Below are 23,041 nucleotides of genomic sequence, written 5' to 3' on the forward strand. Positions count from 1 at the left end.
TCCGCGGCGCCGTTGGTGGTCTCTTCGACCGCATCCTCGGCGGCGTCGATATGCTCTTCGGCCTTCTGTTCTGCGGCCTCGACGGTCGAGCTGGCGGCTTCCGCGGCGCCATCGGCGGCTTCCTCGACGGCCTCCTCGGCAGCGTCGATGGGCTCTCCGGCTTCCTGTTCCGTGGCCCCGGCCTGCGCATCTTCTGCGCCGCCCGTCCCCTTGTCCGCCGTCTCTTCAGCCTTCTCGGCGGCGTCCTTGTCGGTCGCCGCCTTGGCTTTCACGGTCTCCTGTACGGTCTGGACGGCCTGAACGCTTGTCGCTTCGGAGACCTTCGTCTCCTCCTCGCTGCAGGCGGCAAGGCCGAGAAGAGCGAGAACGGAGACAGCCGTGGTAAACTTGGAAGGCATGAAAAACCTCTATGATTATCAAAAAGTTAACAGTTGTTTGTCGGCTACATAAGCCGCTACCGGCCTTCGCCGCGAAACGTGGCGATAGTAGGGAGATGGAAAAAATCTTGTGTGCTTGAAGCTATTCCGAGGAGCGCCCGTCCTCGTCTTCCTCGATGGGCGGGCCGGGGATGGCATAGGCGCCGGAGAGCCAGCGGTTGAGGTCGATATCCTTGCACCGCCTGGAACAGAAGGGATAGAAAGCGCGCGCCGAGGGCTTGCCGCACTCCGGGCAGGGGCGTTTTGGCCTCAGGGGAGTGATCTTGTCAGGCGCCTCGCTGCCGGCCATCGTTCACACACGTGTTCCCGACAGCCAGTTGAAATGCACCTTGTAGCCGTCGGCCGTCAACAGGTTCACCGTTTCGTGGAGCGGCAGTCCCACCACATTGGTGTAGGAGCCGACGAGCTTGACGACGAAGGTGCCGGCCAGCCCCTGAATGGCATAGCCGCCGGCCTTGCCGCGCCATTCGCCGGAGGCGAGATAGCTTTCGAGCTCGTCGCGCGACAGCCGCTTGAAACGCACCCTGGTCTCCACCAGCCTGTGGCGCAGCTTGCCCGCGGGCGTGAACAGGCAGACACCGGTATAGACCCGGTGCGAACGGCCGGACAGAAGGCGCAAGCAGTTGGCCGCCTCGTCCACGCTCTCGGCTTTCGGCAGGATGCGCCTGCCCACCGCGACCACCGTGTCGGCGGCCAGCAGAAAGGCCTCCTCCGCCTCGCCTTCCTTTTTCAGCCGTTCCCAGGCCCGTTCTGCCTTGGCGCGGGCAAGGCGCTTGGCCAGCGAGCGCGGATGCTCGGCCTTCAGCGGTGTCTCGTCGATCTCGGCAGGAAGAAGGCGGTCCGGCTCCAGGCCGGCCTGCTGCAGAAGCTCCACGCGCCGCGGCGAGCCGGAGGCCAGGACGAGTTTTTTCAGCGCGCTCATCGCACCCCTGCCTCCGCCGCCGCGGGGGCTACTTGAAGCGGTAGGTGATACGACCCTTGGTCAGGTCGTAGGGGGTCATCTCCACAAGCACCTTGTCGCCGGTCAGCACGCGAATCCGGTTCTTGCGCATACGGCCGGCCGTATGGGCGATGATTTCGTGATCGTTTTCCAGCTTCACCCGGAACATGGCGTTGGGCAGCAGCTCGGTGACCACGCCCGGAAATTCGAGGACTTCTTCCTTCGGCATCCGATACCTTCTCTGACATGGGAATGGCCGCGCCCGGCCCTTGGCGGCCGCGCCGGCCGAAATTGCGCGGAACCTAGCCCAATCGCCTGCACTCGCGCAAGCTTGTTCAGCGTTTCTGCTGTTGGGCGCCTGCGCCGAAGCGCGCGGCAATGCGCTCGGACAGGCCGTCGCGCACCTCCCGATAGGCGGCGAGAATCTGCTCGCGGGTGCCTTCCACGGCCGACGGATCGAGGGTGGGCCAGTATTCCACATCCACCGCCATCGAGCGTGTCAGCTCCAGCGCGGCGTGGTGGGCCTCCGGCGCCAGCGTGACAATGAGGTCGAAATAGCTGTCCTCAAGCTCTTCCAGCGCCCGCGGCCGCCACTCGCCGAGCGTCAGATTCTCCTCGGCCAGCACGGCATCGACAAAGGGGTCCCGCTCGCCCGAGCGCACGCCGGCAGAGGCGACGAAGGTCGATTTCGGCAGCACCCGGCGCGCCAGCAGCTCCGCCATGGGCGAGCGGATGGAGTTGCGCCCGCACAGGAACAAGACCGCACCCGGCGCGGCGCGGCGCCCCTTCTCGGGCCTGTCCTGCGCCGGTTCCTGCTCGCGCTGGGGCATCGCCGTCATCCCCGCCAGTGCAGAACGCAGACCAGCGTGAACAACCGCCGGGCGGTGTCGAAATCCATCTCGATCTTGCCGGCCAGGCGGTCCATCAGCGTCTGCGAGCCCTCGTTGTGCAGTCCCCGCCGGCCCATGTCGATCGCCTCGATCTGGCTCGGGCTGGCCGAGCGGATGGCCTGATAGTAGCTCTCGCAGACGAGGAAATAATCCTTCACGATGCGCCGGAAAGGTGTCAGCGAGAGGATGTGGGTGACGACCTCCTCGCCGCTTTCGCGCGTCACCTTGAGAACGAGGCGCGAATCGACCAGCGAGATCTTCAGCCGGTATGGACCGCCGGCCTCGTCGCCCACAGGGTGGAAACGGTTCTCCTCCACCAGATCGAAGATGGCGACGGCGCGCTCATGCTCGATGTCGGGCGGCGCCCGGCCCACCGTCTCGTCAAGCTCCACATCGACCAGACGCGCATTGCCGGGCAAATGCTCTCCCATATCCACCGGCCCTAGAGATTGAGCCTTATGGAGACCGAGCGGCCATGCGCCTCCAGCCCTTCGGCCTGCGCCAGCGCCACGGCCGCCGGCCCCAGCACGCGCAGTTCGTCGGGCCCCAGCCGCAGCACCGACATGCGCTTCAGGAAGTCGAGCACCGAAAGCCCGGAAGAGAAGCGCGCCGAGCGGGCCGTCGGCAACACATGGTTGGAGCCGCCGACATAGTCGCCGATCACCTCCGGGGTGTGCCGGCCCAGGAACACGGCGCCGGCGTTGCGTGTGCGCTCCAGCAGGCTCTCTGCCTCCTGCGTCGCCAGCTCCAGGTGCTCGGGCGCGATGCGGTCGATCAGGGGCGGTGCCTCATCGAGATCGCGCAACAGGATGACGGCGCCGAAATCGCGCCAGCTTGCCGCGGCGATCTCGCCGCGTGAGAGCGTCTTCAACTGCCGTTCGACGGCCGCCGTCACCGCATCGGCAAATGCCGCGTCGTCGGTCATCAGGATGGACTGCGCGGCCGTGTCGTGCTCGGCCTGGGCCAGGAGGTCGGCGGCGATCCAGTCGGGATCGTTGTCGCCGTCGGCCACCACCAGCACCTCCGAAGGGCCGGCGATCATGTCGATGCCCACCTGGCCGAAAACCTGCCGCTTGGCCGCCGCCACATAGGCGTTTCCCGGTCCCACGATCTTGTCGACGGGGGCGATGGTCTGGGTGCCATAGGCAAGCGCGGCGATCGCCTGGGCGCCGCCGATGCGCAGGATCTCCGTCACGCCGGCCAGGTCGGCGGCCACCAGCACCAGCGGGTTGAGCCTGCCCTGGGGAGCGGGCACGGCCATGGCCAGGCGCTCGACCCCCGCCACGCGCGCCGGCACGGCGTTCATCAGTACCGAGCTCGGATAGCTGGCAAGCCCGCCCGGCACATAGAGCCCGACGGCCGCAAGCGGCGTCCAGCGCCAGCCCAGCTCCACGCCCAGCGCGTCGCGATAGCGCCGGCTCTCGGGCATCTGCCGGCGATGGTGGGCCTCGATACGCTCCCGGGCAAGCCTGAGGGCCGCCAGCGTGTCGGCCTCGACGGCCTCATAGGCCGCCTCGATCTCGGCACGTTCCACGCGCAGGCCGGTCTGCGCAGGGTCGAACCGGTCAAAGCGGCGCGTATATTCCGCAACCGCGGCATCGCCTGCCTCGCGCACGCGGGCGATGATCTCGCGCACCGCGGCATCGACCTCCTGCGAGGTCTCGCGCTTGGTGGCGAGGAACGCGGAGAAGCGGGCCTCGAAATCGGTATCCTCGGTGGAAAGTCTGATCGTCACTGGCCGCCCCCTCATGCGCCGTGGCGTGGGCGCAGCGGCGTTTCCCACGCCGCGCCCAGGTCGCTCAGCCGCGCTTCGATGCACTCGACCTCCAGATGGATGGCCGCGCCGCCGGAAAAGATGAGCTCCACCGTGCCGGAGGGTGCGGCACCCGGCAGGAAGTTGACGGCCAGAAGCGACAGCACCTCCTCAGGCTTCGTCTTGTCGATGCCGGCGGTGCGCACGGCGAGCACGCGGTCGAAATGCAGCACGCTGCGCCGCCGCTCGTGATGCCGGCGGGCGAACAGGCCGCCCTTCTCCTTCTCCCAGGCAAAGCGGTTCATGCCGAGGGCGAAACGCTTCTCCCGCTTCTGGAAGACCAGATCGCCCACCTTCATGACCGCGTCCTGCACATGCGCCGAGACGATCTTCAGATCCTCCTCGTCGAGGGCCACCAGCTTCAACGGATCCATCGCTGCGATCACCTTATCTGCGCCAGACGGGCCACCGGCGGGCATCCGCGCCTCAGGCGGAGAGACGTTCGATATCCGCGCCGCAGCCCGAAAGCTTCTCCTCCAGCCGCTCGAAGCCGCGGTCGAGGTGATAGACACGGTTGACCTGCGTCTCGCCCTCGGCGGCAAGCCCGGCGATCACCAGCGAGACGGAGGCGCGCAGATCCGTCGCCATCACGGGTGCGCCCTTCAGCCGCTCCACCCCGTCCACGATGGCCGTCTGGCCGGAAAGCGAGATGTTGGCGCCGAGTCGCGCAAGCTCCTGCACGTGCATGAAACGGTTCTCGAAGATGGTCTCGGTGATTCGCGACCGGCCCCTGGCGCGGGTCATCAGCGCCATGAACTGCGCCTGCAGATCCGTGGGGAAGCCGGGGAAGGGCTCTGTCGTCACGTCCACCGGCGCGATGCCGGCACCGTTGCGCCTGACGCGGATGCCGCTGTTGGTGCGCTCGATCTCCGCGCCGGTCCTGGCGATGGTCTCCAGCGCCGATTCCAGAAGGTCGGCGCGCGCACCCTCCAGCAGCACGTCGCCGCCGGTCATGGCCACGGCCAGCGCGTAGGTGCCCGTCTCGATGCGGTCGGGGATGATCCGGTGGCGGGCGCCGGAAAGCGAGGTCACGCCTTCGATGGTGATGGTCGGCGTGCCCGCGCCGGCGATCCTCGCGCCCATGGCGTTCAGGCACTCGGCGAGATTGACGATTTCCGGCTCGCGCGCCGCGTTCTCCAGCACCGTCTCGCCTCTGGCCAGCGTCGCCGCCATCATCAGCACGTGGGTGGCACCCACCGAAACCTTGGGAAAGCGGTATCGCGCGCCGGAAAGGCCGTTCCGGGCCTTCGCCACGGCATAGCCGCCCTCGATGTCGATTTCCGCGCCCAGCGCCCGCAGGCCGTCGATGAAGAGGTCGACCGGCCGGGTGCCGATGGCGCAGCCGCCGGGCAGCGACACCCGCGCCTCGCCCATGCGGGCCAGAAGCGGCCCGATGACCCAGAAGCTCGCCCGCATCCGGGAGACGAGCTCGTAGGGCGCGGTGGTGTCGACGATGCTGCGGGCGGTGAAATGGATGGTGCGCGAATAGCCCTTGTCCTGGTTCTCGCGCCGCCCGTTGACGGAATAGTCGACCCCGTGATTGCCGAGAATACGGATGAGCTGTTCCACATCCGCCAGATGCGGCACGTTCTCCAGCGTCAGCGTGTCGTCGGTGAGCAACGAGGCGATCATCAGCGGCAGGGCGGCGTTCTTGGCGCCCGAAACCGGGATCGTGCCGCGGAGCGCATTGCCCCCCCGAATGCGTATGCTGTCCATGGGCGTCTCTTTCCCGGGTCTTACCGGCTCCTGTGTCGCGGGTCCGACCTGTCCTAGAGCAAGGCTGCGGCAGGTTCAAGGCGATGCAGCGCCGGCAGGGCGGGCTGGCGCGGTCCCCTCCTCACGCCTGCCTGTCCTTGCCTGCGGCGGGAATGCCCTCCCGGCGCTCATCCGCCTTGCCGGCCCGGCGCGAACGCGCCTGCGCCTTGCGCCGCGCCAGATTGGCGCGCAGCTCCGCTGCCAGCCGCTTCTCGCGCTCGCTCCTGGCTCCAGCCGTCCTTTGCCCTTCGCTCATGCCTGCCTCCGAAAACTGTCCAAGGCCCCTTGCATTGTGTGCGCATTCTTAGCATGGAGGTAGCGCTTGCGCTCGGCCAATCGATATGGCAGAACGCCGCCCGTCCGAAGCGCTGCCGTAGCTCAGTGGTAGAGCACTCCCTTGGTAAGGGAGAGGTCGAGAGTTCAATCCTCTCCGGCAGCACCATTTTCCGAACCGGCGATAATGATAATGGTGCGTCCGCGCTTTGCAAAGGCGCGGGCACCCAAGGCCCTGCCTGCTGCTTTATCTTGGGGCAAGAGCGGCAGACAGGGCCTTGGGCCAGACCGGTCCGGGGGGCGATGGACCGGCATGGGCTTGCCGCCGGGGCGCCGGGAAAAGATCGGCGGCAATGGATGAAGCCCGTGTCTCGCCCGGCCTGCCGGGCATCGCGTCCGTCCGGCGGCTGCGAGCTTCTGCCCGTGTCCTATCGCTCCTGCCTGCTTATGGGGAAATAGCGCAGCGCTGTTGGCGCCGTGCGATGCGTCATCGCGTAAACCAGGCTTGCGCCGGCCGGTGGGTGATGCTAACCGAAGAAAAGAAATCTGGATTCTTGGATATATGGATAAAAAATCTGCCCTTTCCGCGCTTGCCGCGCTCGGCCAGGAGACACGGCTGGAAGCCTTTCGCCTGCTCGTGAAGGCAGGGCCGGATGGCATTCCTGCCGGCGAAGTCGCCCAGCGTCTCGGCGCCGTGCAGAACACCACCTCGGCGCATCTGAAGGTTCTGTCCCAGGCTGGCCTCGTGCGCACCGAACGCCACGGCCGCACCGTGCGCTACCGTGCCGACATGACGGGCTTTCGCGATCTCCTGGCTTATCTGATGGAGGATTGCTGCAACGGCGCGCCGGAGCTGTGCCGTCCCGTCATCGACGCCGTGACCTGCAAGCGCTGCTGAGAGGAGCCTGCCATGAGCACCCCCGTCTTCAATGTGCTTTTTCTGTGCACGGGCAATTCCGCCCGCTCCATTCTCGCCGAGGCGATCCTCAACCGCCTGGGCGCCGGCCGCTTCCGTGCCTTCTCGGCCGGCTCCCAGCCGAAGGGAGAGGTGCACCCCTATGCGCTGGCACTCCTTGACAGGATGAACCACGACACCGCCTTCGCCCGCTCCAAGAGCTGGGACGAATTTGCCGGTCCCGATGCGCCGAAGATGGATTTCGTCTTTACCGTCTGCGACAACGCCGCCGCCGAGACCTGCCCCGTCTGGCCCGGACAGCCCATGACGGCGCATTGGGGCGTGCCGGACCCGGCGGCGGTGGAGGGCACGGAGGCGGAGAAGCACTATGCCTTTGCCGACGCCTACCGTATGCTCAGCAACCGCATATCCATCTTCACCAGCCTGCCGCTCGCCTCGCTCGACCGCCTGGCGCTGCAGAAGCGGCTCGATGCGATCGGCCGCGACCCGGACACGGCGGGCTGAACCGACAGACCGACAGGGAGTGCGCGATGAGCGAACACGTGCTCGACCGGCGGGCCGCCGCCGGCAATATCGGCCCGTTCGAGAAATATCTCTCGCTCTGGGTGGCGCTGTGCATCCTTGCCGGCATCGTGCTCGGCAACCTCCTGCCCGGCCTTTTCGGCCTGCTGGCGCGCTTTGAATATGCCTCGGTCAATCTCGTGGTGGCCGTGCTCATCTGGGCGATGGTTTTCCCCATGATGGTGAACGTCGATTTTGCCAGCCTCGGCCGCATCGGCGACCGGCCCAAGGGGCTGGTGCTCACGCTGGCGGTGAACTGGCTGGTGAAACCCTTCACCATGGCTGCGCTCGGGGTGCTGTTCTTCCAGCATGTCTTCGCGCCGTGGATCGAGCCTGCGGACGCGCAGCAATACATCGCCGGCCTGATCCTTCTGGGGGCAGCGCCTTGCACCGCCATGGTTTTCGTATGGAGCCAGCTCACCCGTGGCGACGCGACCTATACGCTGGTGCAGGTGTCGGTGAACGACGTGGTGATGATCTTCGCCTTCGCGCCGATCGTGGCCTTCCTGCTGGGCGTGACCGACATCGCCGTGCCATGGGAGACGCTGCTTCTGGCCACCGGCCTCTATGTCGTCATCCCGCTGGTTGCCGGGGTGCTGACGCGGCGCTGGCTGACGGCACGCGCCGGCCCCGGCGCGAAGGCGCAGGAAGCGGTGGGCGCGTTCACCGCCGCGCTGAAGCCGGTCTCCATCATCGGACTTCTGGTCACCGTCGTCCTTCTTTTCGGTTTCCAGGGCAATGTGATCGTCGAGCGTCCGTTCCTCATCCTGCTCATCGCCGTCCCGCTTCTCATCCAGTCCTACGGCATCTTCTTCCTGGCCTATGCGGCCGCACGGGCTTGGAAGGTGCCCTTCAATGTCGCCGCACCCTGCGCGCTCATCGGTACGTCCAACTTCTTCGAGCTGGCCGTCGCCGTCGCCATAAGCCTGTTCGGCCTCACCTCCGGCGCGGCGCTTGCCACGGTGGTGGGCGTTCTGGTCGAGGTGCCGGTGATGCTCTCCCTCGTCGCCTTCGCAAACCGCACGAAGCACTGGTTCGCTTGACAACAGCCCGAGCGCCATCCTCACCACGCCCGGCTCTCGCCGTCTGGCCCTTGTCAAGGAACTCGGGAAACGGGGCGCGTCCAGCGGCCCTGCGCCATGGCGCCACTTGCCTTGGGCCGGCCTTTGCGTCGGGCATGGCGGGACTTGCATCGTGACGCGCCATGCCCCACGATTGCCGCACCGTTTTCAGGACGCCTCCCCGATGCATGACACGATCCTTGACGACCGCTCCGGTCTCGCCATCGTCTTCGACGGCAAGCGCATCCCGCTCAAGTGGCACCGCCTGCGCCGAAGCCGCAGCGACCCGCTGTTCGACGAAGCGGTGTTGGACGAGGGGTTGAAGCGCGGTGCCTCCATGGAGGTTGATCTGCGCGTGCTCGGCGACGGCGGCTTTGCCGTCCTTCACGACGAGACGCTGGACCGCGAGACGGACGGCACCGGCAGAGTGGCTGCCTGCACGGGTGCCGCGATCGGCAGGCTGCATTATGCCGGGGGAGGACGGCGCGTGCTGCTGGCCGAGGATCTGGCCGCCCGTCTGGCCAGCGCCCACCCGCAGGCCCTTCTGCAGCTCGACATGAAGGATGATTTCGCGCAGGCGGGCGAGCGGGGGGTGGCGCGGCTTGCCGGTCTCTTCGCCGAACATCAGCAAAATCTCATCGTCAGCGGCGACAGCACCGAGCTTACCCTCGCCATTGCCGAGCGCCTGCCGGACATGCGGCGCGGGCTGGAACCGTCCTTCCGTCTGCTCGACCTCTATCGCGCCGGCCGCAAGGAGGCGCTGGCGGGCCAGCTCGAAAGCGAGCTGCGCGGCCCCCTGCGCCCGCATGTGGTCTATCTGTCCTGGAAGCTCGTGCTGGCTGCCGACGATGACGGCATCGACCTCATCCGCATCTGCCACGCGCACGCAGCGAAGGTGGATGTCTGGACGTTCAACCCCGCCCGGCCGGAAGCCGGTTTCACCGATGCGGAATGGCGGGACTTCTCGCGCCTGCTGGCGCTGGGCGCCGACCAGGTGACGACCGACGAGGCGCTGGCCCTCCAACGCGCCCACATCCGGCGCAGCGCCGGACAGGCAGATTGAGGCTCAGGCCCGCGTCAGCGGATGCAGAAAGGAGAGGCTGTCGCCGAGGCTCGGCGCATAGGCGGCCAGCGGGCCGCCGCGCGCCAGCATGGTCTCCAGCGGCGGCATGGCCACCGTCGCGCCCGCCTCGCTGGCGATCAGGCATCCGGCCATGATGTCCCAGGAATTGAGGTGCGCCTCGAAATAGAGGTCGGCCACGCCGCTTGCCACGCGCACCAGGCCGATGGCGGCGGAGCCCAGCCGGCGGTAGTCCATGCCCAGATCGTTGAGCCGTCTCGCGACGGCCTGATAATCCTCGAAGCTGGTGCGCCGCGAGCAGCCGAGGATGGCGAGCGCCTCTCCTGGGTCGCTGCGCGTGGAAACGGCAAGCCGCCGCTCCCCGCAGAAGGCGCCGCCGCCGCGCACCGCCGTGCAGACGCCGCCCGTGGTCGCATCATAGATGCAGCCGATCTCCACGCGCCCGCCGCGCACGAAGGCGATGGAGACGCCCCAGTGACGCAGGCCGCGGATATAGTTGGTGGTGCCGTCGATGGGATCGACCACCCAGAAGCCTTCCCCCTCGGGCTCGCCGCCCGTTTCCTCGCCCACGAAGCCGTCTTCGGGGAAGGCCGCCTTCAGCGCGTCCCGAATGAGCGCCTCGCCATGGCGGTCGGCGGCGGTCACGAAATCCTGCAATCCCTTGCGCGTGACGGCGGCGCGCGCCTCCTCGTGAAACGCCTCGATCTCGCGGCCGGCCTTCTCGGCCAGCGTGCGGGCGAAGGCCAGGCGCTCGGCAAGTCCGTTGTTGCTCGTACCCGTCACGTCGTCTCCTTTCAGGCGGTGGCGCGCCGCACCAGTGTCACCGGTGTGAGCTCCACCCGCTCCGCCATCTCCGGCTCGGCCATGCGGCTTGTCAGAAGGTCGATGGCCTGGTCGGCCTGCAGGTCGCAGGGCTGGCGCATCGTCGTCAGCTCGTAGCTGCCCCATGCGGCCTGCGGCACGTCGTCGTGGCCGATAACGCGCACGCTGTGCGGAACCGCGACGCCGCGCCGCCGCAGCCCGTCGATCAGGCCGCAGGCCATGTAGTCGTTGACGCAGAAGACGCCGTCCACGCCGTCCAGCCGCTCTGCGGCGGCAAGGCCGTTGGCATAGTCGTTGACCGCCACCGGGATGACGCGCACATCCGCCTCCAGCGCATGGCAGCAGGCAAGGAACGCCTGTTGCCGGCGCCGCGCCGTGTAGGAGATGGCCGACGCGCTCACCACCGCCAGATGGCGCGCCCCGGCCTCCAGAAGCGTGGTGGCGGCGAGCCGGCCGGCGGTATCGGTGTCGCAGACCACGCGATCGACGGCGGGAATGGCGTCGGCCTTGTTGATGAGAACGATGGGCACGCCCGCGGCGGCAAACTCCGCGCACAGCGCCGTGGGCGGCGCATCCGAAGTGACCAGCACGCCGGAGACGTTGTAGTGCAGAAGCTGGTCCATCACGTGATCGGCACTTTCGCCATGGTCGGCAGGCAGCAGGATGGGGCGGAAATTGCGCCGCACCAGCTTCTTGGTGATCTGCTCGATCTGCATGGCGCGAAAGGGATTGTCCATGCCGGCGGCGACGACGCCAACGAAATCGGAGCGCCGGTTGATCAGGCCGCGCGCCAGATAGTTGACCCGATAGCCGAGCTCCTTGGCGGCCTTCACCACCTTTTCGCGCGTTTCGGGCGACACGCTGGCATTCGGCGTGAACGTGCGCGAGACGGCCGCCCGCGAGACGCCGGCGCGGCGCGCCACGTCGAAGGAGGTGGGCTTGCGGCCGGGCTTTTCCTGGCCGCTCATGGCTGGACAGCCTTGCTGCGCGCCGCGGCGATGCGCTCCGGCAGATCGGAACAGATGCCGAGCACGGGCCTCGTCACAAGGTCGGCGATGACGTCCGGCCGCTCCTCGTGCCACAAAACGATCTGCCAGCCGCCCGCCAGGATGGAGCGGACAAGGTCGGCGGTAAGAAGGTCCTGCGGGCGCGTGCCGCCACGCTCCCAGCACAGATGGACGATGTCGGCGCCGGCTTCCTGCGCCGCCGCAAGCGGCTCCTCGCCCAGGCGCACCAGGACGGCGAGGGGATAGTCGCACCCCTCCTCCCGCAGGGCACGCACCGGCGCCCTGTCGAAGGAGCCTATCGCGGCGAAGCGCTGGCCCTGGGCCCGCAGGTGATGCCAGGCAAGCGGCGCCGCCTCTGCCGCCTTGATCTCCACATAGAGCCCGGCCCCGCGCGCCCGCGCCAGCGCAGCCACCTCGGCGAAGGTGGGCACTGCCGCGCCGGGAAGGCGCGCAAGCTCTGCCGCCGTGAGCTGCGAAATGCGGGCATCGACGCCGAAGACGCGTTCCAGATGGTCGTCATGGCTGACCACGCACACCCCGTCGCGCGTGGCCCGGACATCGAGCTCCCACATCTCGGCCCCGAGGTCGGACGCCCGCGCGAAGGATTCGAGCGTGTTCTCCCGCACGTGCCCGCAGGCACCGCGATGGCCGATGACCAGCGGCATGGCACAAGCCGCCGGCCAGCCGAAGCGGCGCGCGAAGGCGGCGACACCGGCATCGCTCAAAGCCGCTCTCCATTCTGCGAGAACACGAAGATCTGGTCGCTGCGCACGCGCCACTCCACCTCGTCGTTCAGGGAAACATCGTCGCTCACGCGTTGAATGGAGCGCAGGACGCTGCCATTCGCAAGGGTGATGTCGTAGAGGTTCTCGCGCCCCTGGGTTTCGACGAAGGTGACGCGCCCGCGGATGGGGGCATCGCCCTCGCGGCCCAGGGTCTCCGGGCGGATGCCGAGAACCACCGGCGTGCCGTCGGGCGGCGTGCGGGTGCCGGGAGGCACGGGCAGGCGGATGTCCGCATCCTCGACGGCGAGCCAGCCGTCGCGCGCCACCGCGTCGAGAAAGGCGATGGGCGGGTTGCCGAGGAAGCCGGCGACGAAGGCTGTGCGCGGGTTGCGGTACATCTCCTGCGGGGTGGCGATCTGGATGATTCGCCCCGCATTCATGATGGCGATGCGATCGCACATGCTCATCGCCTCCACCTGGTCGTGCGTGACCAGGATGGCGGTGATGCCGGTCTCAAGCTGGATGCGGCGGATCTCGGAGCGCATCTCCAGCCTCAGCTTGGCGTCGAGATTGGCGAGCGGCTCGTCGAGCAGCAGCACGTTGGGTCGGCGCACCAGCGCGCGGGCCAGTGCCACACGTTGCTGCTGGCCGCCCGAAAGCTCCGCCGGGCGGCGGCCGAGCAGCTCCTCGATATGGACGAGGCGGGCCATCTCCTCCATCTGGCGCTTCACCTCGGCCTCCGGCAGCTTGCGGATGCGCAGGGGGAAGGCGATGTTCTCCGCCACCGTCATGTGCGGGTAGAGGGCGTAGGACTGGAAGACCACGCCGACATTGCGCTCCTGCGAGGGAACGTCGGTCATGTCGCGCTCGCCGAAGAAGATGCGCCCGCCCGAGACCTTGTGAATGCCGCAGATGGCGAACAGCGTGGTGGACTTGCCGCAGCCGGACGGCCCGAGCAGCGCCAGCATCTCGCCGTCATTGACCTCCAGCGTCATGTCCTCGATGACGCGCACATCGCCGAAGGACTTGGAGAACTTGTCGAGCAGGATACGCATCAGCCCTTCGTGCCTCCGCCGTAGATGTTCATGAGATGGCCCTGGAAGAAGAAGAACAGGATCAGGACCGGCGCCATGTAGAACAGCCCGACCGACTTGAAGAGCGCCATGTCGAAATTGTTGTCGTCGGCGATGAGCGACGCCAGGTAGACCGACAGCACCTGCACGTCGCCGCCCGGCGCCAGCACCTGCGGCAGGATGAACTCTCCCCAGCCGAGCAGGAAGGCGAAGAGCGCCAGCGCGAAGATGCCGGGCTTGACCTGCGGCAGGACAAGCTTGCGCCACACGGTGAAGCGGCTCGCCCCGTCCTGGATGCCGGCCATCTCGATCTCCCAGGGCACGGTGTCGTAGAAGCCCTTCATGAGCCAGATGCCGAGCGGCATGTCGATGGCCGCCTTGACCAGGATGACGCCGATGAGCGTGTTGTAGAGCCCCACGACCTGCAGAACGAGGAAGATGGCGACGATGAGGGTGATGGCGGGGAAGGCATGCAGCACCATCACGCCGGCAAGGAAGAAGCCGCGCGCCGGCACGTTGAGCCGCGACAGCACGTAGCCCGCCATGGAGGAGATGACCACCACCAGGGCCGCCGTCGAGGTGGCGAAGAGGAGCGAGTTGAGGGTGACCCGCCAGATGCTCGGCCGCCCGCGCGGCGTGTGCCACAGGAAGGACCAGTGCTCCAGCGTGAACTCGTTGGGGACGAAAGAGCCCGGCGGCGCATTGGTGACGGTGTCGACGAACAGATAGACATACATCAGCACCAGCGGCGCGCTGGCGACCGACAGCGCCAGGACGATGGGCCAGCTTCTCAGGTGTCCGGTCATGGCGGCCTCAATGCTCGATGCGCGGCTTGATGATCAGCGCGTTGTAGTTGAACAGGCGCAGATAGAGGAGCGACAGCGTGATGCCGATGACGACGAGCACCAGCGCCATGGCCGCGCCATAGCCGTATTGCAGGTTGCCGGCATAGTTGTTGAGCGCGGTGTGGTAGATCCACAGCGACCAGATCTCGGTGGCCCCGCCCGGCCCGCCATCGGTGGAAAGCAGGGTCTGGTCGATGGAGGTCAAGAGCGACAGCGTCTGGTAGCAGGTGACGAACAGGATCGGCCACTTGAGGTGCGGCAGGATGATGTGGCGGATCTGCTGCCAGCGATAGGCGCCGTCGACGGCCGCCGCATGGAAGAGGGATTGCGGGATGGCCTTGATCGCCGAGGCGAAGATGACCATGCCCATGGAGGCGCCGACGAAACCGTTGATGAGGATGACGAAAACCCAGGCGTTGGTTGCCGAATCGAGCATCCAGTTGCGCGGCCGGACCCCGAAATTGCTCAACAGCGCGCTCAGGAAGCCGGTGTCCCAGGCCAGCCACTTCCACAAAAGCACATAGATGACCACCGGCGAGATGCGCGGCAGGAACCAGATGATGCGGAAGATGCCGGCTGCCCGCTCGGGGATGTAGTGGGTGGCGATCGCCAGCACCATCGCATAGCCCGTGTTGAAGAGCACGAGCGTCGTGGCCACGAAGAACAGCGTGTTGAAGAACACGCGTTCCGTGTCGCGCGAGGTGGCGAGGCGGCGGAAATTCTCGGATGTCCAGGTCCAGCCCGTATAGGTGGCCTCCACGAGCGCCTGCTTCTCCGCCGCGTCGAGATCGGGCTCGACCGCCTCGGCAGCCGCGATGAGCGCCCCGGCGCTCGCAAAGCGCTCGTTGGCCAGCGAGCGGCTGAAGGCGGCGGAGATGCGCTTGACGGTGCGCGTGGCCGGCCGTTCCGGCAGGGCGCGGATGGCGCGCTCGAACTCGCGGCGCGAGCTGTAGGTCTCGCCGAGATGGCGCTCCCTCAGGCCGGCGACGATGCCGGGCTCGATGCCCATCTCCTCAAGCGTGGCAAGGCCCTGCTCGTCCACCGTGTAGGTGGGCTGGCCAAGCCTCTCGGCCAGCGCGCCCATGCCATGCTGGTCCGTCAGTACGCGCAGCGCAGAGGGCGAGACCTGATAGGCGCCGCCGGTGATCCCGGTGGCCGTGCTCATGTTGGTGAAGGCGATGAGCCCTGTGACCACCACCGGCACGAGGAAGAACAGCACGACCAGCACCATGGCCGGCGCAAGCAGCACGAGGCCGAGGCCCTTCGAGCTGTTGAGCCAGCTTGCAAGGCCCCGGGCGGAAACGGCCCGGGCCGTGACGGGCGCCGGGCCGTCCCGCGCGATGTCGCGGGAGGCGGTCATGTCAGCGGATGACGATCGCTTCGCCGAGGCTGTTCTTCAGCTCCGCCTCGACATCGGCCACCGCCTGCTCCGGCGTCTTCTGCCCGGTCCAGGCCGCTTCCAGCCCGCTCCACATGGCATTCCAGTAGGTGCCGAAGTCGGTGTTGTTGGGCATGGCGTTGGCGAAGGGCAGCAGCCGCTCCGTCGCCTCGCGCGCCCAGCGGTCGTTGGCATAGAGGTCGATGTTGGACTGCTGATGGGCGATGCCCAGATGCGCCGACTTGATGGCGTGCAGCGTGTTGATGCGCGGTTCCGAGGCGATCTTCACCAGCTCGGCGGCAATCGCCACCTCGTCCTCGTTGTCCTGCGCCGTCAGCACATAGACGAGCGGGTGGGTGAGCGTGTTGGGCTTGCCGCCCTCGCCGGCCGGAATGAGCGAGAAGGCGATGGAACCGAAGAAATCCTCAAGCCCTTCCTGATTGGTGTAGCGGGCATAGTGCCAGGTGCCGCCGTGCCACAGGCCGGCCTTGCCGCTGGCCACTTCCGCATACCACTGGTCCCACGGCGTGCCGATGTGGTTCTTGCGCGTCACACCGGCCTCCACCGCATCGACGAAGAACTGGTAGAAGCGCTGCATCGCCGCGCGGTCGAAGACGAGCTTGCCGTCTTCCTCCATCACGCCGCCGAAGCTGGTGTAGAACTGCCAGTAGTCCGGGCCGTTGGAGGGGCGGGGATAGAAGCCGTAGCCGGCCTCCACCACGCCCTGATCGACCATCTTCCTGGCGTCTTCCAGCACGTTGTCGAGGGTGTATTCACCCGCTTCCACGCGGCCGGGCAGCGCGTCGAGATCGGCGTCGGTGTAGCCGATGGCCCTCATATGCTCCTTCCAGAAGAAGAAGGGGCGCGATTCGGCGTCCTGCGGCAGGCCATACTGGATGCCGCCATAGGAGGCGATCTCCATCAGATTGTCGTAGATGTCGTTGATGGGCCAGGCGTCGAGGTTCAGATAGTCTTCCACCGGCACGATGAGACCCGACTGGGCCCAGGGCGCGATGTCCTCGTGCCCGGTGACGAGGATGTGCGGGGCATTGCCGGCTTCGGCAGCGAGCGTGACCGCCTGCTTGAAGTCGTCCCATGTGCTGTCGAGCTTCTTGTCGACGGTGATCTCAAGCGTTTCGCCGCGGATCGCCGCCTCCCGTTCCAGGATGTCTGCGGCCATCTCGATGGCATCGACCCGGTAATTGTCGTTGGGGCCGCTGCCGCCGGCCCACACGCTGATGGTGACGTTCTGCGCGGATGCGCCACCGGCGCCCATGGCCAGCACCAGGGCGGCGGCCGCGGTTTTCGATAGACGGGGTGTCATCTCTCACGTTCCTCCTTGCGTTTCCGTCGGAATGAAGGGCGACGACCAGGGCCGATCACGGCGATTCCGCCAGGCCATCGGCTTCCTCCCTAAAGCCCTTTTCCAACAGTCAGATGACAATTGTGCACGTGTGCATTGTTTTTTTCTTTGGCGCTTCCTCCTTTCTTGCACACGTGTACAATTTCATGTGCGAAAAGGCCCGTCAATTGTCTTGTCGCTGGGAGCAAGGAGCGCGCGCCCGCGGTCCGCGGGCGCGCCGGAAGCCTCAGTGATAGCCCTCGCCGGGGCGCACCTTGCCGCGGAAGACCCAGTAGACGAAGGCCGTGTAGCCCAGCACCATGGGCAGCAGGAACAGGGTGCCGAGCAGCAGGAAGATCTGCGAGGCGGGGGCGGCCGCGGTGTCCCAGAAGGTGAGATGCGGGGGGACCAGATAGGGCACCGTGGAGATGACGAGGCCCGCATAGCCCAGCAGGAACAGGAGAATGGAGCCCACGAAGGGCAGGCCCTCGCGCCCGGCGGCGAGCCAGCGCCACACCAGATAGCCGACCAAGGCCGCGGCGAGCGGCACCGGCCACAGGAAGAAGAGGTTGGGCAGGCTGAACCAGCGCAGGGCGATGCGCTCCACCGTCAGCGGCGTCCACAGGCTGATGACGGCCATGGCGGCGAGCACCGCGCCAAGCAGCAGCGGCGCGAAGCGCCGGCCGAGCGCCTGCGCCGGGCCTTCCGTGCGCATGACGAGCCAGGTGGCGCCCAGGAGCCCGTAGCCCGCCACCACGGCGAGCCCGGTGAAGAGGGAGAAGGGCGTGAGCCAGTCCATGGCACCGCCGGCATACTGCCCGTCGACGACCGTCACACCCTGCACGAGACCGCCCAGAATGACACCCTGAAGGAAGGCGGCGACGATGGAACCGCCGGCAAAGGCGATGTCCCAGATGCGGTGCGAGGGCTTGGCCACCCAGCGGAACTCGAAGGACACGCCGCGCAGGACGAGCGCCAGAAGCATGCCGATGACCGGCAGATAGAAGGCCGGCATGATGATGGCATAGGCCTGCGGGAAGGCGACCCACAGCCCGCCGCCGCCCAGGATCAGCCAGGTCTCGTTGCCGTCCCAGAAGGGGGCGACGGAGTTCATCATCACGTCTCGGTCCTCCTCCTTGCGGGCGAAGGGGAAGAGGATGCCGATGCCGAGGTCGAAGCCGTCGAGGATGACATACATGGCGACGGCGGTGCCGATGAGGCCGGCCCAGATGACGGGGAGATACCATTCCATGGTGCTAGCCCTCCGCTTCGCTCAACGGGCGGCCGGTGGCCGCGCGCGCCGCGTCCTCGGCGGCCGACAGCGGCCGGTTCGGCACGCCGGCGGAGGGCTCGGCGCGCGCCTCCATCGGCCCAGCGGCAATCAGCCTGTTGATGTAGTAGATGCCCATGGAGAAGACGACGCCATAGATGAACAGGAACAGCACCAGCGTGCCGGCGACACTGGCGCCGGGCACCGGTGAGATGCCCTCGGCGGTGCGCATGAGCCCATGGACCAGCCAGGGCTGGCGGCCCTGCTCCGTGACGAACCAGCCTGCCAGAATGGCGATGAAACCGAGCGGCCACATATAGGAGGAGGAGACGAGGAACCAGCGGCTGGTGAACAGCCGCCCCCGCCACCAAAGACAGAGCCCCCAGAAGCCGACGGCGATCAGAAGCAGGCCGATGCCCACCATGAGGCGGAAATTGAAAAACACGCTGAGAAGGGGCGGCCAGTCTTCCTGGGGAAAATCGGCGATGCCGGGATAGGTGCCATCCAGGCTGTGGGTGAGGATCAGCGAGCCCAGATAGGGCACCGCGATCTCGAAGCGGTTCTCCCGCGCCTGCGCGTCGGGAATGGCGAACAGCACCAGGTCTCCTGGCTCGTCGCCGTGCCAGTGGCCCTCCATGGCGGCGACCTTCAGCGGCTGGTGCTCCAGCGTGTTGAGGCCGTGCATGTCGCCGATGACGAGCTGCAGTGGCGCGGCCACGGCGATCATGCCGACAGCCATGCGCAGCATGGTGCGCGACTCCTCCTCGTGCCGCCTGGCCAGCAGATAGCGCGCGCCCACCGCCAGCACCACTGCTGCCGTGGTCAGATAGGCCGCGTTCACCATGTGCGCGAGCCGATAGGGGAAGCTGGGGTTGAAGATGATGGCCAGCCAGTCGACCGGATAGGCAATGCCGTCGCGGATCTCGTGGCCTGCCGGCGTCTGCATCCAGCTGTTGGCCGAGAGGATCCAGAAGGCGCTGGTCGCCGTGCCGAGCGCCACCAGCACCGCCGAAAGCGTGATGAGCCAGGGCGGGAAACGGTTCCACCCGAACAGGAGGATGCCGAGGAAAGTGGCCTCCAGATAGAAGGCCGTCAGCACCTCATAGCCGATGAGCGGGCCGATGACATTGCCCGTGAACTCGGAGAAACGGCTCCAATTCGTGCCGAACTGATAGGAAAGCACGATGCCGGAGACCACGCCCATGGCAAAGGACACGGCGAAGATCTTCGTCCAGAAGCGGGCGATGCGATGGAACTTGTCGTTCTGCGTGAACCGCCACATCACAAGCAGAACCGCAATGAAGGCGGAAAGCCCGATGGTGAAGGCGGGAAAGATGATGTGGAAGGAAACCGTGAAGGCGAACTGAATGCGCGCCAGAAGGACCGGGTCGAACTCCATCGAATGCCTCCATCGCCGCTTCGTGGCTTCCGAAAAGCCTTCGGCAACAATGCCGCCCCACGGACGATAAGTCGAGCCCCGGCCGATGCGACAAATGTGCCGGGCGTGTTCTTCGGTTCCTTCGGTCGTACTTGCCCGTGCGACGTGATTCGCTTCCCGATTCGCCTTGATTACCTGTAAACGCCCTCGGGAAACGGCGTTCAGATCGGCGGGAAGGCGCAGAACACCAAAAATTTCCCTTTGTTTACTCTAATTGAATATGACATTGACAAACAGATAAGTGTTTGGCACCGTACACATATTGTTTGCTATAAACAAATGAGGGGACGATGCCCGCTTTCGGGTTTTTGCGGCGGAGAGGTGCTCGGGCCGGGCTTGGGCGTGGCGGTGGGGTGGCCGGCAACACGCCATTGTTCGCCGCGTTTGAGCGCACCTGTGCCGCGGGTTCGATATCCCTCTTTCCACTTCCATCCTTGGCGGCCGCGGGAAGAAGCCGATGACGACCGTGGTCGATCTTTCCGGCGGCGAGCGGCGCTACGGGCCCGCGGAAACTCCGCCCGTGGAGCGGAAGGGGGCTGATGCCGGCCGCCGCGACACATCGGCGGCGCTGGAGACGGCGTTTCTGTCCTTTCTGCAGACTCTTGAGGAACGCTACGCAGACCGGCTTCTGCCCAAAGAGTTCGACCATCTCGCGGCGTGCTTCGCACTCGGCCTGACGACGCCGTTCTACGGCAAGAGCGATCCGGGCCGGCATCTCGACATGTGCCGGCGGCTGCTCGCGCTCCGCTTCTCGGCTGAGCGCGTGAGGCGCGCCCTGGAGGACGTGCCGCAGGAACCGCAGCCCTGGGTGCTGAAAGCGTTCGAGGCGGTCGAGCAACTCGGCCTGCGCAATGGCGAGCGGCTGCGGGAGATGGAAGGCGCGCCGGCCGATGGCGGGGCGCATTCGTGGAAATTGCCGGGGGGCTTTAGAGAGAAGGTTGGCAAGGAATGACGACTGACAGGCAACATGATCTCGGTGCTCCCAAGGCTGAGGCTTTTACACGGAACTGGGTGTGCGGGGCGGGGCTGCATCGCTCCCTGCGCCGTCGGCTGATGGCGGTGCTGCGTCAGGCACATCGCGCGCTCGGCATGGGGCGCAAGCGGCTTGGACTCGGAGCGCTGGGTGTGGGCGGCGCGGTCTCCGTGGCTCTGGTCGCACTCATGATGGAAGCGTCGCCGGCACATGCCGCAAATCTTGCGATCAGGGGCGCGACCGAAAACAGCACCAACGGGGCGGGGGTTTCCTATGCGTTTGGTTCCCACGGAAGCATTGTGCTGGCGGGTGACGACGACTACTGCGGCGCCGATGCCGTGGTCGGCCGGGGCGGTGTGGTTGGCGGAATTACGGCCGAGCAGGAGTATGAGAGATTTGCAACCAACCAGGCATTCGGTGCGTATAACCCCTACGGAACCTCTACGGCGCAGGTGACCTGGACGGGCGATGGATATACCACCGGAAATGTCGGCTATATGGGGGCGTTGACCGGTGGCCGAACAAATGCCCAGCCCAGGGCCTTCGGCACCTATTCCTTCGCAACCGGCTGCGGCTCCTGGGCAACCGGCAACTATTCGACCGCGTTCGGCGCCAACGCGACGGCGACGGAGGGGGGCGCCATGGCTTTCGGCGTCGCGGCGCTGGCATCCGGCCGGGCGAGCATCGCCTTCGGCATCGGTTCCGAAGCGGCTGACATCTCCAGCATAGCCCTTGGCTCACTGGCCACATCCACGGCGGCGGAGGCCATCGCCATCGGACTGAGATCCAGGGCCACCAACCTGCAGTCGATCGCCATCGGTTCCGGCGCGGAGGCCAACGGCCTGCAGTCGATCAGCATCGGCACCGGCAACATCGTCAATGGCAACAATTCGGGTGCCATCGGCGATCCGAACGTGATCAATGGCGCGGGCTCCTATGCGCTCGGCAACGACAACACCATCGACGCCGATAATGCCGGGGCCTTCGGCAACAACAATATTCTCGCCGCCACGGCCACCGGCAGCCGGGTGGTGGGCAACGACAACAATCTCGATGCGGCGGATGCCTTCATCCTCGGCAACGGGGCGGATGTGACGGTGGATGGCGGCGTGGCGATCGGCTCCGGCTCGATTGCCGCCATCGGCGCCGGGGTTGCCGGCTATGACCCGGTCACCGATGCGGCATCGACAGACACGAGCGCCACCTGGCTCAGCACCGCCTCCGCCGTGAGCGTGGGCGACGCGGCAGGCGGCGTGACGCGCCAGATCACCGGCGTTGCTGCCGGCACGGCGGACACCGACGCGGTGAACGTCGCTCAGCTCCGCCAGGTGCGCACCATGGCCGGCACCGGCTGGGATATCTCGGCAGAGGGTCTCAACGTCACCAATGTCGGGGTCGACAGCGCGACCGGCAACGCGGTGGACCTGAACAACGCCGACGGCAACATCGTGGTGTCGAAGACGGCGGCGGCCAACGACGTGACCTTCGATCTGGCGAGCGACCTGACGGTCGGCAACTCGGTCACGGTGGGCGCGAGCCTGCTCGACACCAGCGGCCTGACGGTGGACGACGGCACGGACACGACCTCGCTGACGGCGACGGGCCTGACGATCACGGGCGGCCCGAGCGTGACGGTGGCGGGCGTCGATGCCGGTGGCCTTGCGATCACCAATGTGGGCCCGGGCGTCAACGGCACGGACGCGGTGAACCTCGACCAGCTCAACACGCTGGGCGGCTCGGCGGCAACGGCGCTGGGCGGCACGTCGGTCTATGACGGGGCGACGCAGACGCTGACGGCGGGCCTGGACGTCGACGGCACGACCTACACCAACGTGCAGGACGCGCTGACGGCGGTGGGTGCCACGGCTTCTGCCGGCTGGAACCTGCAGGCCAATGGCGATGCGGCGAGCAATGTCGCGCCGGGAGGCACGGTGCAGTTCCTCGATGGCCAGAACATTGCCATCACGCGCAGCGGTACGGACATCACCATCGCAACGGCCATGGACCTCATGCTGGACAGCGTGACGCTTTCGGGCGGGCAGGTGTTCAGCGCCACGGGGCTTGCCATGAACGGCACGAAGGTGACGAGCCTTGCCGCGGGCACGGTGAGCGCGGCCTCGACCGACGCGGTGAACGGCGGGCAGCTCTACGGCGTCTCGCAGAGCGTTGCCGATCATCTGGGCGGCGGCGCCAGCGTGAATGCCGATGGCACCATCGCGGGGCCGAGCTACACCGTACAGGGCGGAAGCTACGGCACGGTATCCGATGCGTTCGCGGCGGTGGATGGCAGCTTGACGAGCATCTCCACCACCGTCAACAACATCAACAACGGCACCGGCATCAAGTACTTCCGCGGCAACTCCTCGCTCGCCGACAGCCAGGCCAACGGCACGGATAGCGTGGCGGTGGGGCCAGCCGCGGTGGCCGATGGCGAAAGCAGT

The 23,041-nt window shown here is 66.9% G+C and carries 24 protein-coding genes, 1 tRNA gene and 1 pseudogene; 7 read left to right on the forward strand and 19 right to left on the reverse strand.

Annotated elements, in window-relative coordinates; all coding sequences use genetic code 11:
- The 10 genes from NYR58_RS10285 to NYR58_RS10330 form a co-directional block, all read right to left on the reverse strand.
- Nucleotides 1-398 (reverse strand): hypothetical protein (locus NYR58_RS10285; protein WP_390880946.1); only part of this gene is annotated, 398 nt, incomplete at its 3' end.
- A gap of 121 nt (nucleotides 399-519) precedes the next feature.
- Nucleotides 520-726 (reverse strand): DNA gyrase inhibitor YacG, encoded by a 207-nt coding sequence (yacG, locus tag NYR58_RS10290; RefSeq protein ID WP_261520529.1) that lies wholly within the window; start codon nucleotides 724-726, stop codon nucleotides 520-522.
- Between the two features lie 3 nt (nucleotides 727-729).
- On the reverse strand, nucleotides 730-1,359 hold the full coding sequence (locus NYR58_RS10295) for a Maf-like protein (RefSeq protein WP_261520530.1): 630 nt from the start codon (nucleotides 1,357-1,359) through the stop codon (nucleotides 730-732).
- Between the two features lie 28 nt (nucleotides 1,360-1,387).
- A complete protein-coding gene (gene infA, locus NYR58_RS10300) occupies nucleotides 1,388-1,606 on the reverse strand; it encodes a translation initiation factor IF-1 (RefSeq protein ID WP_011579535.1) in 219 nt (72 codons plus the stop codon).
- Nucleotides 1,607-1,712: 106 nt separating this feature from the next.
- The gene (locus tag NYR58_RS10305; RefSeq protein ID WP_261520531.1) at nucleotides 1,713-2,207 is read right to left on the reverse strand and encodes an arsenate-mycothiol transferase ArsC; all 495 of its coding nucleotides are present in this window, start codon (nucleotides 2,205-2,207) and stop codon (nucleotides 1,713-1,715) included.
- Between the two features lie 5 nt (nucleotides 2,208-2,212).
- Nucleotides 2,213-2,686, reverse strand: a complete 474-nt coding sequence (locus NYR58_RS10310) for a UPF0262 family protein (protein WP_378074588.1) — start codon at nucleotides 2,684-2,686, stop codon at nucleotides 2,213-2,215.
- 23 nt (nucleotides 2,687-2,709) lie between these two features.
- Nucleotides 2,710-4,002 (reverse strand): histidinol dehydrogenase, encoded by a 1,293-nt coding sequence (hisD, locus tag NYR58_RS10315; RefSeq protein ID WP_261520538.1) that lies wholly within the window; start codon nucleotides 4,000-4,002, stop codon nucleotides 2,710-2,712.
- Between the two features lie 11 nt (nucleotides 4,003-4,013).
- Entirely contained in the window at nucleotides 4,014-4,454 is a 441-nt protein-coding gene (locus tag NYR58_RS10320; RefSeq protein ID WP_261520539.1) for a DUF2948 family protein, read from the reverse strand.
- A 52-nt stretch (nucleotides 4,455-4,506) separates the two neighbouring features.
- A complete protein-coding gene (gene murA / locus NYR58_RS10325) occupies nucleotides 4,507-5,796 on the reverse strand; it encodes a UDP-N-acetylglucosamine 1-carboxyvinyltransferase (protein ID WP_261520540.1) in 1,290 nt (429 codons plus the stop codon).
- A 121-nt stretch (nucleotides 5,797-5,917) separates the two neighbouring features.
- The gene (locus tag NYR58_RS10330; protein ID WP_261520543.1) at nucleotides 5,918-6,091 is read right to left on the reverse strand and encodes a hypothetical protein; all 174 of its coding nucleotides are present in this window, start codon (nucleotides 6,089-6,091) and stop codon (nucleotides 5,918-5,920) included.
- Nucleotides 6,092-6,202: 111 nt separating this feature from the next.
- Between NYR58_RS10330 and NYR58_RS10335 the strand changes: the two genes are divergently transcribed.
- The 5 genes from NYR58_RS10335 to NYR58_RS10355 all read left to right on the forward strand — a co-directional run bounded on the left by NYR58_RS10335 (nucleotide 6,203) and on the right by NYR58_RS10355 (nucleotide 9,709).
- Nucleotides 6,203-6,277 (forward strand) — tRNA-Thr (locus tag NYR58_RS10335).
- A 393-nt stretch (nucleotides 6,278-6,670) separates the two neighbouring features.
- Complete coding sequence (locus NYR58_RS10340) at nucleotides 6,671-7,006, forward strand: ArsR/SmtB family transcription factor (protein ID WP_261520544.1); 336 nt, start codon at nucleotides 6,671-6,673, stop codon at nucleotides 7,004-7,006.
- Nucleotides 7,007-7,018: 12 nt separating this feature from the next.
- On the forward strand, nucleotides 7,019-7,528 hold the full coding sequence (locus tag NYR58_RS10345; protein WP_261520545.1) for an arsenate reductase ArsC: 510 nt from the start codon (nucleotides 7,019-7,021) through the stop codon (nucleotides 7,526-7,528).
- Between the two features lie 26 nt (nucleotides 7,529-7,554).
- A complete protein-coding gene (gene arsB / locus NYR58_RS10350) occupies nucleotides 7,555-8,628 on the forward strand; it encodes an ACR3 family arsenite efflux transporter (RefSeq protein WP_261520547.1) in 1,074 nt (357 codons plus the stop codon).
- 202 nt (nucleotides 8,629-8,830) lie between these two features.
- Nucleotides 8,831-9,709 (forward strand): glycerophosphodiester phosphodiesterase, encoded by an 879-nt coding sequence (locus tag NYR58_RS10355; RefSeq protein WP_261520549.1) that lies wholly within the window; start codon nucleotides 8,831-8,833, stop codon nucleotides 9,707-9,709.
- A gap of 3 nt (nucleotides 9,710-9,712) precedes the next feature.
- Here the strand turns inward: NYR58_RS10355 and NYR58_RS10360 are convergent, their stop codons facing one another.
- From NYR58_RS10360 to NYR58_RS10400, 9 genes are all read right to left on the reverse strand, one after another.
- Nucleotides 9,713-10,510 carry an inositol monophosphatase family protein gene (locus NYR58_RS10360; protein ID WP_261520550.1) on the reverse strand — a complete coding sequence of 266 codons (798 nt, stop codon included), beginning with the start codon at nucleotides 10,508-10,510 and terminating at the stop codon, nucleotides 9,713-9,715.
- A gap of 11 nt (nucleotides 10,511-10,521) precedes the next feature.
- The gene (locus NYR58_RS10365) at nucleotides 10,522-11,517 is read right to left on the reverse strand and encodes a LacI family DNA-binding transcriptional regulator (protein ID WP_261520551.1); all 996 of its coding nucleotides are present in this window, start codon (nucleotides 11,515-11,517) and stop codon (nucleotides 10,522-10,524) included.
- Nucleotides 11,514-12,221 (reverse strand): glycerophosphodiester phosphodiesterase, encoded by a 708-nt coding sequence (locus NYR58_RS10370; RefSeq protein WP_261520562.1) that lies wholly within the window; start codon nucleotides 12,219-12,221, stop codon nucleotides 11,514-11,516. The genes NYR58_RS10365 and NYR58_RS10370 overlap by 4 nt, the downstream gene beginning before the upstream one ends.
- A gap of 56 nt (nucleotides 12,222-12,277) precedes the next feature.
- Entirely contained in the window at nucleotides 12,278-13,336 is a 1,059-nt protein-coding gene (locus NYR58_RS10375) for an ABC transporter ATP-binding protein (RefSeq protein ID WP_261520552.1), read from the reverse strand.
- Nucleotides 13,336-14,160, reverse strand: a complete 825-nt coding sequence (locus tag NYR58_RS10380; protein WP_261520553.1) for a carbohydrate ABC transporter permease — start codon at nucleotides 14,158-14,160, stop codon at nucleotides 13,336-13,338. Before NYR58_RS10380 ends, NYR58_RS10375 begins: the two co-directional genes overlap by 1 nt.
- 7 nt (nucleotides 14,161-14,167) lie before the next feature.
- Nucleotides 14,168-15,430, reverse strand: coding sequence for a carbohydrate ABC transporter permease (locus tag NYR58_RS10385; RefSeq protein WP_315903332.1), 1,263 nt, complete (start codon nucleotides 15,428-15,430; stop codon nucleotides 14,168-14,170).
- A gap of 130 nt (nucleotides 15,431-15,560) precedes the next feature.
- The gene (locus tag NYR58_RS10390) at nucleotides 15,561-16,901 is read right to left on the reverse strand and encodes an ABC transporter substrate-binding protein (protein ID WP_261520555.1); all 1,341 of its coding nucleotides are present in this window, start codon (nucleotides 16,899-16,901) and stop codon (nucleotides 15,561-15,563) included.
- Nucleotides 16,902-17,166: 265 nt separating this feature from the next.
- Nucleotides 17,167-18,171 (reverse strand): cytochrome d ubiquinol oxidase subunit II, encoded by a 1,005-nt coding sequence (cydB, locus tag NYR58_RS10395; protein WP_261520557.1) that lies wholly within the window; start codon nucleotides 18,169-18,171, stop codon nucleotides 17,167-17,169.
- 4 nt (nucleotides 18,172-18,175) lie between these two features.
- The gene (locus tag NYR58_RS10400; protein ID WP_261520559.1) at nucleotides 18,176-19,588 is read right to left on the reverse strand and encodes a cytochrome ubiquinol oxidase subunit I; all 1,413 of its coding nucleotides are present in this window, start codon (nucleotides 19,586-19,588) and stop codon (nucleotides 18,176-18,178) included.
- Between the two features lie 496 nt (nucleotides 19,589-20,084).
- On the opposite strand from NYR58_RS10400, the gene NYR58_RS10405 reads away from it, so the two are divergent.
- Together NYR58_RS10405 and NYR58_RS10410 are read left to right on the forward strand one after the other, a co-directional pair.
- Nucleotides 20,085-20,579 carry a hypothetical protein gene (locus NYR58_RS10405; RefSeq protein ID WP_261520560.1) on the forward strand — a complete coding sequence of 165 codons (495 nt, stop codon included), beginning with the start codon at nucleotides 20,085-20,087 and terminating at the stop codon, nucleotides 20,577-20,579.
- Nucleotides 20,576-23,041 (forward strand): annotated as a pseudogene (locus NYR58_RS10410) (hypothetical protein); the annotation flags it as partial. The gene NYR58_RS10405 and the pseudogene NYR58_RS10410, both read left to right, overlap by 4 nt.

This window comes from Chelativorans intermedius (assembly GCF_025398255.1).
GTDB lineage: Bacteria > Pseudomonadota > Alphaproteobacteria > Rhizobiales > Rhizobiaceae > Chelativorans > Chelativorans intermedius.

Excerpts from the sequence above, each read along its gene's own strand:
- NYR58_RS10370 (WP_261520562.1), bottom strand. The coding sequence starts at position 12,221 with ATGCCGCTGGTCATCGGCCATCGCGGTGCCTGCGGGCACGTGCGGGAG.
- NYR58_RS10355 (WP_261520549.1), top strand. The coding sequence starts at position 8,831 with ATGCATGACACGATCCTTGACGACCGCTCCGGTCTCGCCATCGTCTTC.
- NYR58_RS10365 (WP_261520551.1), bottom strand. The coding sequence starts at position 11,517 with ATGAGCGGCCAGGAAAAGCCCGGCCGCAAGCCCACCTCCTTCGACGTG.
- NYR58_RS10375 (WP_261520552.1), bottom strand. The coding sequence starts at position 13,336 with ATGCGTATCCTGCTCGACAAGTTCTCCAAGTCCTTCGGCGATGTGCGC.
- NYR58_RS10345 (WP_261520545.1), top strand. The coding sequence starts at position 7,019 with ATGAGCACCCCCGTCTTCAATGTGCTTTTTCTGTGCACGGGCAATTCC.
- NYR58_RS10390 (WP_261520555.1), bottom strand. The coding sequence starts at position 16,901 with ATGACACCCCGTCTATCGAAAACCGCGGCCGCCGCCCTGGTGCTGGCC.
- arsB (WP_261520547.1), top strand. The coding sequence starts at position 7,555 with ATGAGCGAACACGTGCTCGACCGGCGGGCCGCCGCCGGCAATATCGGC.
- NYR58_RS10340 (WP_261520544.1), top strand. The coding sequence starts at position 6,671 with ATGGATAAAAAATCTGCCCTTTCCGCGCTTGCCGCGCTCGGCCAGGAG.
- NYR58_RS10380 (WP_261520553.1), bottom strand. The coding sequence starts at position 14,160 with ATGACCGGACACCTGAGAAGCTGGCCCATCGTCCTGGCGCTGTCGGTC.
- yacG (WP_261520529.1), bottom strand. The coding sequence starts at position 726 with ATGGCCGGCAGCGAGGCGCCTGACAAGATCACTCCCCTGAGGCCAAAA.
- NYR58_RS10405 (WP_261520560.1), top strand. The coding sequence starts at position 20,085 with ATGACGACCGTGGTCGATCTTTCCGGCGGCGAGCGGCGCTACGGGCCC.
- NYR58_RS10320 (WP_261520539.1), bottom strand. The coding sequence starts at position 4,454 with ATGGATCCGTTGAAGCTGGTGGCCCTCGACGAGGAGGATCTGAAGATC.
- infA (WP_011579535.1), bottom strand. The coding sequence starts at position 1,606 with ATGCCGAAGGAAGAAGTCCTCGAATTTCCGGGCGTGGTCACCGAGCTG.
- NYR58_RS10330 (WP_261520543.1), bottom strand. The coding sequence starts at position 6,091 with ATGAGCGAAGGGCAAAGGACGGCTGGAGCCAGGAGCGAGCGCGAGAAG.
- murA (WP_261520540.1), bottom strand. The coding sequence starts at position 5,796 with ATGGACAGCATACGCATTCGGGGGGGCAATGCGCTCCGCGGCACGATC.
- NYR58_RS10400 (WP_261520559.1), bottom strand. The coding sequence starts at position 19,588 with ATGGAGTTCGACCCGGTCCTTCTGGCGCGCATTCAGTTCGCCTTCACG.
- NYR58_RS10295 (WP_261520530.1), bottom strand. The coding sequence starts at position 1,359 with ATGAGCGCGCTGAAAAAACTCGTCCTGGCCTCCGGCTCGCCGCGGCGC.
- cydB (WP_261520557.1), bottom strand. The coding sequence starts at position 18,171 with ATGGAATGGTATCTCCCCGTCATCTGGGCCGGCCTCATCGGCACCGCC.
- NYR58_RS10385 (WP_315903332.1), bottom strand. The coding sequence starts at position 15,430 with ATGGTGCTGGTCGTGCTGTTCTTCCTCGTGCCGGTGGTGGTCACAGGG.
- NYR58_RS10305 (WP_261520531.1), bottom strand. The coding sequence starts at position 2,207 with ATGCCCCAGCGCGAGCAGGAACCGGCGCAGGACAGGCCCGAGAAGGGG.